Genomic DNA, 12,595 nt, shown 5'->3' with positions numbered 1-12,595 from the left:
GTCATTGACGTGCCGTTCCGAAACGTGCACAACCATGCGCAGACTGGGTCCGGGTCATATAGCGGAACCGGATTAAGTATCCTGCGGAGCACTCTGCAGAATGCAAACGGGGGAGATCTGAAAACGCCTGAAGGTCTGTGGAAGGATCCCTCTTGGTCGCCTCGAGCACCTCTAATAACGAAACCGCTAACACGGCAAGCACCGATGGTGCCACCCGTCGCCTCTCATTCGCAAAGATTCACGAACCCCTTGATGTTCCGAATCTTCTCGCCCTGCAGACGGACAGCTTTGACTGGCTCGTCGGAAACGAACGCTGGCAGGCGCGGGTAGCGAAGGCTGTCGAGGAGGGCGACCTCAGCGTCGCCACCACCTCCGGACTTGCCGACATCTTCGAAGAGATCTCCCCTATCGAGGACTTCCAGGGCACCATGTCCCTGAGCTTCTCCGAGCCGGAGTTCGCTGACCCGAAGTACACCATGGCCGAATGCAAAGACCGTGACGCCACCTACTCGGCCCCGCTGTATGTCAAGGCCGAGTTCATGAACAACAACACGGGCGAAATCAAGCAGCAGACCGTGTTCATGGGCGACTTCCCCCTCATGACTGAGAAGGGAACGTTCGTCGTCAACGGCACCGAGCGTGTCGTTGTCTCCCAGTTGGTCCGTTCGCCGGGCGCCTACTTCGAGCGCACTGCAGACAAGACCAGTGACAAGGACATCTTCACTGCGAAGATCATCCCGTCCCGCGGTGCCTGGTTCGAACTCGAAATCGACAAGCGCGACCAGGTGGGCGTACGCCTTGACCGCAAGCGCAAGCAGTCGGTCACGGTTCTCCTGAAGGCCCTCGGCTGGACCGAAGGCCAGATCCTGGAAGAGTTCGGCCAGTACGACTCCATGCGCGCAACGCTGGAGAAGGACGCCACCGAGACCCGCGAAGACGCGCTTCTGGACATCTACCGCAAGCTGCGTCCGGGCGAGCCGCCCACAGTCGAGGCTGCCCAGTCCCTGCTGGACAACCTGTACTTCAACGCCAAGCGCTACGATCTTGCCAAGGTTGGCCGTTACAAGATCAACCGCAAGCTCGGCATCGACCGCTCCCTTGGTGACAAGGAAGCTTCGGTCCTGCACGTTGAAGACATCGTTGCCATGATCAAGTTCCTTGTTGCGCTCCACGCCGGCGAGAAGACCATCATGGGCAAGCGCGACGGCGAAGACCACGAGCTCCGCGTCGACATCGATGACATTGACCACTTCGGCAACCGTCGCATCCGCGCCGTCGGCGAACTGATCGAGAACCAGGTCCGCACCGGTCTTTCCCGTATGGAACGCGTCGTCCGCGAACGCATGACCACGCAGGACGTCGAGGCCATCACGCCGCAGACGCTGATCAACATCCGTCCCGTTGTGGCAGCCATCAAGGAGTTCTTCGGAACCTCCCAGCTGTCGCAGTTCATGGACCAGAACAACCCGCTCTCGGGTCTGACCCACAAGCGTCGTCTGTCGGCACTTGGCCCGGGTGGTCTGTCCCGTGACCGCGCAGGCATGGAAGTCCGTGACGTTCACCCGTCCCACTACGGACGTATGTGCCCCATCGAAACTCCTGAAGGCCCGAACATTGGTCTGATCGGTTCGTTGGCTTCCTACGGCCGCATCAACCCGTTCGGCTTCATCGAGACCCCTTACCGCTTGGTTTCCAACGGTGTTGTCTCGGACGAGGTCCAGTACCTCACGGCCGATGACGAAGCCGAGGTCCTGATCGCACAGGCCAACGCTCCGCTGGATGCCGACAAGAAGTTCTCCGAAGAGACCGTTCTTGTCCGTGCCCGTGGTGGTGGAGGCGAGCCCGTCCTGGTTCCCGCTGCAGACGTTCAGTTCATGGACGTTTCCCCGCGCCAGATGGTGTCCGTGGCAACGGCATTGATCCCGTTCCTCGAGCATGACGATGCCAACCGTGCACTCATGGGTGCCAACATGCAGCGCCAGGCTGTGCCGCTGGTCCGTTCCGAGGCTCCTTTTGTGGGCACCGGCATGGAACGTGCAGCAGCCGTCGACGCCGGTGACGTTGTCATTGCGAAGAAGGCCGGTGTGGTCACCGAGGTTTCCGCTGAACTCGTTGTCATGATCAACGACGACGGCACCGAGACCAACTACCGCATCAACAAGTTCGCCCGTTCCAACCAGGGCAACTGCTACAACCACCGTGTCCTGGTCAACGAAGGCCAGCGCCTGGAGGTTGGCGGCATCATCGCTGACGGTCCCGCAACGGACCAGGGTGAGCTTGCCCTCGGTAAGAACCTGCTCGTGGCATTCATGTCATGGGAAGGCCACAACTTCGAGGACGCCATCATCCTGTCCCAGCGCATTGTTGCTGAGGACGTCCTTTCCTCCATCCACATCGAGGAGCACGAAATCGATGCCCGCGACACCAAGCTTGGTGCCGAGGAAATCACCCGTGACATCCCGAACGTGTCCGAGGAAGTCCTGGCAGGCCTGGACGAGCGCGGCATCATCCACATCGGTGCCGAGGTTGAAGCAGGCGACATCCTGGTAGGCAAGGTCACCCCCAAGGGTGAAACCGAGCTGACCCCGGAAGAGCGGCTCCTCCGCGCCATCTTCGGTGAGAAGTCCCGCGAAGTCCGCGATACCTCGCTGAAGGTTCCCCACGGCGAGTCCGGTACGGTCATCGGCGTTCGCGTCTTCGACCGCGACAACGACGACGAGCTGCCCCCGGGCGTGAACCAGCTGGTCCGCGTCTACGTTGCAGCCAAGCGCAAGATCACCGACGGCGACAAGCTCGCCGGCCGTCACGGCAACAAGGGTGTTATCTCCAAGATCCTCCCGATCGAGGACATGCCCTTCCTTGCAGACGGTACCCCGGTGGACATCGTCCTGAACCCGCTTGGTGTTCCGGGACGAATGAACGTTGGCCAGGTCCTGGAAACCCACCTCGGTTGGGTTGCCAAGACCGGTTGGAAGATCGAAGGCGAGCCGGAGTGGGTCAAGAACCTCCCGAACCTGCCCCGTGAAACCGGCCAGACCACCGTTGCCACCCCGGTGTTCGATGGCGCCCGCGAAGAAGAAATCACGGGCCTGCTTGACTCCACCAACGTGACCCGCGATGGCGACCGTCTGATCGACTCCTCCGGCAAGACCCGTCTGTTCGACGGCCGCTCCGGCGAGCCGTTCCCGGACCCGATCTCCGTCGGTTACATGTACATCCTGAAGCTCCACCACCTGGTGGACGACAAGATCCACGCGCGCTCCACCGGCCCGTACTCCATGATCACGCAGCAGCCGCTGGGTGGTAAGGCTCAGTTCGGTGGCCAGCGCTTCGGTGAAATGGAAGTGTGGGCGCTCGAAGCTTACGGTGCCGCCTACACGCTTCAGGAACTCCTCACGATCAAGTCGGATGACATCCATGGTCGTGTGAAGGTCTACGAAGCCATCGTCAAGGGCGAGAACATCCCTGAGCCTGGCGTTCCCGAGTCCTTCAAGGTCTTGATCAAGGAAATGCAGTCGTTGTGCCTGAACGTGGAAGTTCTTTCCACCGACGGAACCACGATCGAAATGCGTGACTCTGATGACGCAGTCTTCACGGCTGCGGAAGAACTGGGCATCGATCTGTCTCGCGCAGAGCCCAGTTCCGTAGAAGAGGTCTAGCAGCCGTTCCGGCGGGCACCACTTTGTGGCTGCCCGCCGGGACAGCTCCCTCTTCCCGTAACCAAGACTTCAGAATTTAGAGAACAAGAGAGAACAGGGACCATATGTCCAGCGAATCCTCCTTCGGCCTCATGCAGATCGGCCTCGCCACCGCGGAAGACATCCGTGGCTGGTCTTACGGTGAGGTCAAGAAGCCGGAAACCATCAACTACCGCACGCTCAAGCCTGAGAAGGACGGCCTCTTCTGCGAGAAGATCTTCGGCCCGTCCCGCGACTGGGAATGCTACTGCGGCAAGTACAAGCGCGTGCGCTTCAAGGGCATCATTTGCGAGCGTTGTGGCGTCGAAGTCACCCGCGCCAAGGTGCGTCGTGAGCGCATGGGCCACATCGAACTGGCCGCGCCTGTAACCCACATCTGGTACTTCAAGGGCGTTCCCTCGCGCTTGGGCTACCTCTTGGACCTGGCACCGAAGGACCTTGAGAAGGTCATCTACTTCGCTGCCTACATGATCACCAGCGTTGACACCGAAAGCCGTCACGCCGAACTGCCGAACCTCCAGGTTGAGCACGACCTCGAGAAGAAGCAGATGATCGACAACCGCGACAGCGACATCGCCACGATCGCCCGCGACCTTGAAGACGAGCTTGCCCGTCTCGAAGGCGAGGGCGCCAAGGCTGCCGACAAGAAGAAGGCCCGCGACTCCGCCGACCGCCAGATGGCGAACGTCCGTAAGCGTGCCGACGCCGATATCGAGCGCCTTGAGCAGGTCTGGGACCGCTTCAAGAACCTCAAGGTCGCCGACCTTGAAGGCGACGAGGGCCTGTACCGCGAACTGCGCGACCGCTACGGTCTGTACTTCGAGGGCTCCATGGGCGCCGAGGCAATCAAGAAGCGCCTCGAAACCTTTGACATGCAGGCTGAGGCCGAGTCCCTGCGCGACACCATCCAGAACGGCAAGGGCCAGCGCAAGACGCGTGCCCTGAAGCGCCTGAAGGTTGTCAACGCATTCCTGACCACCAACAACAGCCCCCTGGGCATGGTTCTGGACGCCGTCCCGGTGATCCCGCCGGAACTGCGCCCGATGGTCCAGCTGGATGGTGGCCGCTTCGCGACCTCCGACCTCAACGACCTCTACCGTCGTGTGATCAACCGCAACAACCGCCTCAAGCGACTGCTTGACCTGGGTGCTCCGGAGATCATCGTCAACAACGAGAAGCGCATGCTTCAGGAAGCTGTTGACAGCCTCTTCGATAACGGCCGTCGTGGCCGCCCCGTCACGGGTCCGGGCAACCGTCCCCTGAAGTCCCTGAGCGACATGCTCAAGGGCAAGCAGGGCCGCTTCCGCCAGAACCTGCTCGGCAAGCGCGTCGACTACTCCGGCCGTTCGGTCATCGTTGTCGGTCCGCAGCTGAAGCTGCACCAGTGTGGTCTGCCCAAGCAGATGGCCCTGGAGCTCTTCAAGCCGTTCGTGATGAAGCGCCTGGTTGACCTCAACCACGCCCAGAACATCAAGTCGGCGAAGCGCATGGTTGAGCGTTACCGTCCGCAGGTCTGGGACGTGCTGGAAGAGATCATCACCGAACACCCGGTGCTGCTCAACCGTGCACCTACCCTGCACCGCCTCGGCATCCAGGCCTTCGAACCGCAGCTTGTGGAAGGCAAGGCAATCCAGCTTCACCCGCTGGTTTGTGGCGCCTTCAACGCTGACTTCGACGGCGACCAGATGGCAGTCCACCTGCCGCTGAGCCCGGAAGCCCAGGCCGAAGCACGCATCCTGATGCTGTCCTCGAACAACATCCTGAAGCCGTCCGATGGCCGCCCGGTGACCCTGCCTTCGCAGGATATGATCATCGGTCTCTACCACCTGACCACCAAGCGTGTCGGTTCTGCCGGCGAAGGCCGTATCTTCTCCTCGGTTTCGGAAGCAATCATGGCGTACGACGCCCGTGAGCTGCACCTGAACTCCCAGGTCAAGATCCGCCTGGACGACTTCGTGCCGTACGCAGGTTGGGAAGCTCCGGAAGGTTGGGAGCCCGGTCAGCCGGCTCTCGTTGAAACCTCCCTCGGCCAGGTCATCTTCAACCAGACGCTGCCTGAGGATTACCCGTGGGTTGAGGCTGTTGCCGACAAGGGCGAACTGTCCCGGATCGTCAACGACCTTGCAGAGCGCTACCCGAAGGTTGTTACGGCGGCAACGCTGGATAACCTGAAGGATGCCGGTTTCTACTGGGCCACCCGTTCGGGTGTCACTGTGGCAATCTCCGACATCGAGGTGCCGACTTCCAAGCCCGCCATCCTGGCTGGTTACGAGAACATGGCTGCCAAGATCCAGGGCCAGTACGACAAGGGCCTGATCGACGACGACGAGCGTCGCCAGGAACTGATCGAGATCTGGAACAAGGCAACCAACGAGATCGCCCAGGCGATGCGCGACAGCCTGTCCCCGATGAACACCATCAACCGCATGGTGTCCTCCGGTGCACGTGGTAACTGGATGCAGGTCCGCCAGATCGCGGGTATCCGTGGTCTTGTGGCCAACCCGAAGGGTGAGATCATTCCTCGCCCGATCAAGTCCTCCTACCGTGAGGGCCTGTCGGTTCTGGAATACTTCATCGCCACGCACGGTGCCCGTAAGGGTCTGGCCGATACCGCTCTGCGTACCGCCAACTCGGGTTACCTGACCCGTCGTCTGGTGGACGTTTCGCAGGACGTCATCGTCCGTGAAGAGGACTGTGGTACTGAGCGCGGTCTGGTCACCCCGATCGCCGTGCCGGATTCCAACGGTGAGCTCGTCCTGGACGAGAACGTCGAGAACAGCGCCTACGCACGTACGCTGGCTGTCGACGTCGTCGATGCCCAGGGCAACGTCCTGGCTGCCGGCGGCACCGACTGCGGCGACGTCGTCATCGACCAGCTGCTGGCTGCAGGCATCACCGAGGTCAAGGTCCGCTCCGTACTCACCTGTGAGTCCAAGGTCGGCACCTGCGCGCTCTGCTACGGCCGTTCATTGGCCACCGGCAAGACCGTTGACATCGGCGAGGCTGTTGGCATCATCGCCGCGCAGTCCATCGGTGAACCCGGTACCCAGCTGACCATGCGTACGTTCCACACCGGTGGTGCTGTTTCCGCCGGTGGTGGCGACGACATCACCCAGGGTCTGCCCCGTATCCAGGAGCTTTTCGAAGCCCGTACTCCGAAGGGTGTCGCACCGATTGCTGAAGCAGCCGGCCGCATCACCATCGAAGAGTCCGAGCGCCAGATGCGCCTGGTCATCACTCCGGACGATGGTTCCGAAGAGATCGCCTACCCGGTGCTGCGCCGTTCCCGCCTCCTCATCGAGGATGGCGAGCACGTCAGCGTCGGCCAGAAGCTGATCAACGGTCCGGTGGACCCGAAGCAGGTTCTGCGCATCATGGGCCCGCGTGCCGCACAGAAGTTCCTCGTGGACGAAGTGCAGGGCGTTTACCGCAGCCAGGGTATTGGTATCCACGACAAGCACGTCGAGGTTATCGTCCGCCAGATGCTGCGCCGCGTGACCGTCATCGAGTCCGGCGACTCCGACTTGCTCCCCGGTGAGCTTGCAGAGCGCGCCCGCTTCGAAGACGAGAACCGCCGCGTCGTGTCCGAGGGCAAGTCCCCGGCTTCGGGTCGTCCGGAACTCATGGGTATCACCAAGGCTTCCTTGGCTACCGAGTCCTGGCTGTCGGCAGCTTCCTTCCAGGAGACCACCCGCGTCCTGACGCAGGCGGCCATGGAAGGCAAGAGCGATCCTCTGCTCGGCCTGAAGGAAAACGTCATCATCGGTAAGCTCATCCCGGCTGGTACGGGTCTGCCCCGCTACACAGAGGTCACTGTGGAGCCGACGGAAGAAGCAAAGGCAAGCCTGTTCACGGGCCCCAGCGCTTTCACCGACTTCTCCTATGACGCCCTGGGTGGCGACGGCGCTCCCGAGTTCCACGCCATCCCGCTGGATGACTACGATCTCGGCAACGACTTCCGCTAGAAGCGGCAGTCGGCGTTATGACGGTCAGGCCCCGCACTTTCGAGTGCGGGGCCTGGCCCGTTAACGTCGCTTTTCCCCGGGTACCCGGGGGAGCGGGGCGACGACGGCGGCAGTCACCTGCCGCCGTCGTCCTCCATACACCCGATTAAGGCTCCAGATCAAGCCGTGCTAGACTTTCTGTAATTGTTCTGTGTGGCAGTGGATGAAGGCCGCCGCAGCATCATTTTGGTTTTGTTCTCATGGTGCTGGGTGGAGCCTGTTTCCGGGTTGCGGGCAACATGCGCAACGAATGCCGCACTTTTGCACGCCTACCGGAGTTTCGGCCGGCTGCACGAGCAACGCCAAAGTTCCCACGTTTACACCGGCTGGCGCCTGTGTGTGGGGGCAGAGATCAAACAACGGAGAACACGAAAGTGCCTACGATTAACCAGCTGGTCCGCAAGGGCCGCACGCCGAAGGTCTCCAAGACCAAGGCTCCCGCGCTGAAGGGCAGCCCGATGCGTCGCGGTGTTTGCACCCGCGTTTACACCACCACCCCCAAGAAGCCGAACTCGGCTCTCCGTAAGGTGGCACGTGTGCGCCTCAACGGTGGCGTGGAAGTTACCGCTTACATCCCCGGTGTTGGCCACAACCTCCAGGAGCACTCCATCGTGCTCGTCCGTGGTGGTCGTGTGAAGGACCTTCCGGGTGTCCGCTACAAGATCGTCCGCGGCGCACTCGACACCCAGGGTGTCAAGAACCGCAAGCAGGCCCGCAGCCGTTACGGCGCAAAGATGGAGAAGAAGTAATATGCCTCGCAAGGGTCCGGCCCCGAAGCGGCCGCTAGTTTCCGATCCCGTTTACGGCTCCCCGTTGGTCACTCAGCTGATCAACAAGGTTCTGGTTGACGGCAAGAAGTCCACCGCAGAGCGCATCGTTTACGGCGCACTCGAAGGTGCACGTGCCAAGTCCGGCGGCGACCCCGTTGCCGCTCTCAAGAAGGCCATGGACAACGTCAAGCCTTCCCTCGAGGTGCGTTCACGCCGCGTTGGTGGCGCCACCTACCAGGTTCCGGTTGAGGTCAAGCCGGGCCGCTCCACCGCCCTCGCTCTGCGTTGGCTCGTGGGCTACTCCAAGGCCCGCCGGGAGAAGACCATGACCGAGCGCCTCCAGAACGAAATCCTGGATGCCTCCAACGGTCTCGGTGCCGCTGTCAAGCGTCGCGAAGACACCCACAAGATGGCCGAGTCGAACAAGGCCTTCGCACACTACCGCTGGTAAAACTTCCCGAACGCCGCCGGCTCCACCGAGCCGGCGGCGGACGTGTAGTCCATCCGAAAGGGAGACCCCGTGGCACAGGACGTGCTTACCGACCTTAACAAGGTCCGCAATATCGGCATCATGGCCCACATCGATGCCGGCAAGACCACCACTACCGAGCGCATCCTGTTCTACACGGGTGTGAACCACAAGATCGGCGAGACGCACGACGGCGCCTCGACGACTGACTGGATGGAACAGGAAAAGGAACGCGGCATCACCATCACGTCTGCCGCCGTGACTTGCTTCTGGAACCAGAACCAGATCAACATCATCGATACCCCGGGCCACGTGGACTTCACGGTCGAGGTTGAGCGCTCCCTGCGTGTCCTCGACGGCGCAGTCGCAGTGTTCGACGGCAAGGAAGGCGTGGAGCCGCAGTCCGAGACTGTTTGGCGCCAGGCTGACAAGTACAACGTTCCGCGTATCTGCTTCGTCAACAAGATGGACAAGCTGGGTGCCGACTTCTACTTCACCGTAGACACCATCATTTCCCGCCTTGGTGCCAAGCCGCTGGTCATGCAGCTGCCGATCGGTGCCGAGAACGACTTCATCGGTGTGGTTGACCTCCTCGAAATGCGCGCCCTGGTTTGGCCTGGCGACGCAAAGGGTGACGTCACCATGGGCGCTTCCTACGAAGTGCAGGAAATCCCGGCGGACCTCCAGGCCAAGGCCGAAGAGTACCGCGCACAGCTCGTTGAGACTGTGGCCGAGGCTTCCGAAGAACTCATGGAGAAGTACCTCGAAGGTGAAGAACTCACCCTTGAGGAACTCAAGGCCGGCATCCGCAAGATGACCATCAACTCCGAGCTCTACCCCGTGTTCTGTGGCTCTGCCTTCAAGAACCGCGGTGTACAGCCGATGCTTGACGCTGTTGTCGACTACCTGCCGAACCCGCTCGACGTCCCGCCGATGATCGGTCACGATCCCCGCGACGAAGAGAAGGAACTGACCCGCAAGCCGTCTGCAGACGAGCCGTTCTCGGCCCTCGCCTTCAAGATTGCTGCGCACCCGTTCTTCGGCCAGCTGACCTTCGTCCGCGTGTACTCCGGTCACGTTGAGGCCGGCGCCCAGGTGGTTAACTCCACCAAGGGCAAGAAGGAACGTATCGGCAAGCTGTTCCAGATGCACGCCAACAAGGAAATGCCTGTTGAAGGCGCTACCGCGGGCCACATCTACGCAGCCATCGGTCTGAAGGACACCACCACGGGTGACACCCTGTGTGATGCCAACAACCAGATCGTCCTCGAGTCCATGAGCTTCCCGGAGCCCGTGATCTCGGTTGCCATCGAGCCCAACACCAAGGGTGACCAGGAGAAGCTCTCCACGGCCATCCAGAAGCTCTCCGCCGAGGACCCGACCTTCCAGGTCTCCCTCAACGAAGACACGGGCCAGACCATCATCGCCGGCATGGGCGAGCTCCACCTGGACATCCTGGTGGACCRCATGCGCCGCGAATTCAAGGTCGAGGCAAACGTCGGCAAGCCGCAGGTTGCTTACCGCGAAACCATCAAGCGCGCAGTCGAGCGTCATGACTACACGCACAAGAAGCAGACCGGTGGTTCGGGTCAGTTCGCAAAGATCCAGATTGCGATCGAACCGATGGACACCTCTTCGGGCGAACTGTACGAGTTCGAGAACAAGGTCACTGGTGGCCGCGTTCCGCGCGAATACATCCCGTCTGTCGACGCCGGTATCCAGGATGCACTGAACGACGGCGTCCTGGCCGGTTACCCGGTTGTCGGCATCAAGGCCACGCTGATCGACGGCGCGTCCCACGATGTTGACTCCTCGGAAATGGCGTTCAAGATCGCCGGACGTATGGCTTTCAAGGAAGCCGCACGCAAGGCGAACCCTGTTCTGCTTGAACCGCTGATGGATGTTGAGGTCCGCACACCTGAGGAATACATGGGTGATGTTATTGGTGACCTGAACGCCCGCCGTGGCCAGATGCAGTCCATGGAGGACGCAGCAGGTGTGAAGGTTATCCGTGCACACGTTCCGCTGTCCGGCATGTTCGGCTACATCGGTGACCTGCGGTCCAAGACCCAGGGTCGCGCCGTGTACTCCATGACGTTCAACAGCTACGCGGAGGTCCCGAAGGCAGTAGCCGACGAGATCATCCAGAAAACCCGCGGCGAGTAATCTCCCGGTAACGGATGCAATTCCGGTATCGGGAAGGCATCTAAGCGCTTGAGGCGGGGCTGTGGCGAGAGCCGCAGCCCGGCCCCTGCGCAAACAGGCTCTAGGAACTATCATTGGTTCCTGAATCTGCAATTTCACCAAAACCAAGCCCCCAAGTAGACTTGCTAAAGTTTCTGCCGCGAAAAGCGCGGCCGAGGAGCACTTCACTTGAAATCGTTCTAGGAGGAACCTGTGGCAAAGGCAAAGTTCGAGCGGACTAAGCCGCACGTCAACATCGGCACCATTGGTCACGTTGACCACGGTAAGACGACGCTGACTGCCGCCATTTCCAAGGTGCTGTACGACCAGTACCCGGATCTCAACGAGCAGCGCGACTTCGCGTCGATCGACTCCGCTCCGGAAGAGCGCCAGCGCGGTATTACCATCAACATCTCCCACGTGGAGTACCAGACCGAGAAGCGCCACTACGCACACGTAGACGCCCCCGGTCACGCTGACTACATCAAGAACATGATCACCGGTGCTGCCCAGATGGACGGCGCAATCCTCGTGGTTGCTGCAACCGATGGTCCGATGGCTCAGACCCGTGAGCACGTTCTGCTCGCCCGCCAGGTTGGTGTTCCCTACCTGCTGGTCGCACTGAACAAGTCCGACATGGTTGATGACGAAGAACTCCTCGACCTCGTCGAAATGGAAGTTCGTGAGCTCCTGAGCTCGCAGGGCTTCGATGGCGATGAGGCTCCGGTTGTTCGCGTTTCCGGTCTCAAGGCTCTGGAAGGCGACCCGGTTTGGGTCAAGTCCGTCCAGGACCTGATGGCAGCTGTCGACGAGTCCGTTCCGGACCCCGTACGTGACCGCGACAAGCCGTTCCTGATGCCGATCGAAGACGTCTTCACGATCACCGGTCGTGGAACCGTTGTTACGGGCCGCGCCGAGCGTGGAACCCTCGCCATCAACTCCGAGGTCGAGATCGTTGGCATCCGCCCGATCCAGAAGACCACGGTTACCGGTATCGAGATGTTCCACAAGCAGCTCGACGAAGCATGGGCCGGCGAGAACTGTGGCCTCCTGCTCCGCGGTCTCAAGCGCGACGATGTCGAGCGTGGCCAGGTTGTCGTCAAGCCGGGTTCCATCACCCCGCACACCGACTTCGAGGCAAACGTCTACATCCTTTCCAAGGACGAAGGCGGACGTCACAACCCGTTCTACTCCAACTACCGCCCGCAGTTCTACTTCCGTACCACGGACGTAACCGGCGTTATCACCCTGCCGGAAGGCACGGAAATGGTTATGCCTGGCGACAACACTGAGATGACTGTTGCGCTCATCCAGCCGATCGCTATGGAAGAGGGCCTCGGCTTCGCTATCCGCGAAGGCGGCCGCACCGTTGGTTCGGGACGTGTCACCAAGATCATCAAGTAGTCACTGCTTGTAGATCGGTGATCTCCCGGCCCAGCCGGTAGTTTGCTCGGAAGAACCCCACCGCTT

6 protein-coding genes are annotated in these 12,595 nt (G+C 61.2%); all 6 read left to right on the top strand.

Features of this window, described 5'->3' with window-relative positions; translation table 11 throughout:
* Positions 1–152 precede the first annotated feature (152 nt).
* The 6 genes from rpoB to tuf all read left to right on the top strand — a co-directional run bounded on the left by rpoB (position 153) and on the right by tuf (position 12,529).
* Positions 153–3,659 carry a DNA-directed RNA polymerase subunit beta gene (rpoB, locus tag AB4Y81_RS02330; protein WP_026267008.1) on the top strand — a complete coding sequence of 1,169 codons (3,507 nt, stop codon included), beginning with the start codon at positions 153–155 and terminating at the stop codon, positions 3,657–3,659.
* Between the two features lie 104 nt (positions 3,660–3,763).
* The gene (locus AB4Y81_RS02325) at positions 3,764–7,663 is read left to right on the top strand and encodes a DNA-directed RNA polymerase subunit beta' (RefSeq protein ID WP_018776691.1); all 3,900 of its coding nucleotides are present in this window, start codon (positions 3,764–3,766) and stop codon (positions 7,661–7,663) included.
* A 413-nt stretch (positions 7,664–8,076) separates the two neighbouring features.
* The gene (gene rpsL, locus AB4Y81_RS02320; RefSeq protein WP_009358312.1) at positions 8,077–8,451 is read left to right on the top strand and encodes a 30S ribosomal protein S12; all 375 of its coding nucleotides are present in this window, start codon (positions 8,077–8,079) and stop codon (positions 8,449–8,451) included.
* A gap of 1 nt (position 8,452) precedes the next feature.
* Positions 8,453–8,923 carry a 30S ribosomal protein S7 gene (rpsG, locus tag AB4Y81_RS02315; protein WP_003803829.1) on the top strand — a complete coding sequence of 157 codons (471 nt, stop codon included), beginning with the start codon at positions 8,453–8,455 and terminating at the stop codon, positions 8,921–8,923.
* 69 nt (positions 8,924–8,992) lie between these two features.
* A complete protein-coding gene (fusA, locus tag AB4Y81_RS02310) occupies positions 8,993–11,107 on the top strand; it encodes an elongation factor G (protein WP_441995036.1) in 2,115 nt (704 codons plus the stop codon).
* Positions 11,108–11,338: 231 nt separating this feature from the next.
* Positions 11,339–12,529: an elongation factor Tu gene (gene tuf, locus AB4Y81_RS02305; RefSeq protein ID WP_018776689.1), complete on the top strand. Its 1,191-nt coding sequence runs from the start codon at positions 11,339–11,341 to the stop codon at positions 12,527–12,529.
* Positions 12,530–12,595 lie beyond the last annotated feature (66 nt).

The organism is Paenarthrobacter sp. TAF1 (assembly GCF_052113825.1).
In the GTDB taxonomy this organism is placed as follows: domain Bacteria; phylum Actinomycetota; class Actinomycetes; order Actinomycetales; family Micrococcaceae; genus Arthrobacter; species Arthrobacter nicotinovorans.
This window is presented reverse-complemented; position numbering and strand designations above follow the sequence as displayed.

Bases quoted from the DNA above. Each gene is read 5' to 3' on its own strand.
- AB4Y81_RS02325 (WP_018776691.1), top strand. From the start codon at position 3,764: ATGTCCAGCGAATCCTCCTTCGGCCTCATGCAGATCGGCCTCGCCACC.
- rpsG (WP_003803829.1), top strand. From the start codon at position 8,453: ATGCCTCGCAAGGGTCCGGCCCCGAAGCGGCCGCTAGTTTCCGATCCC.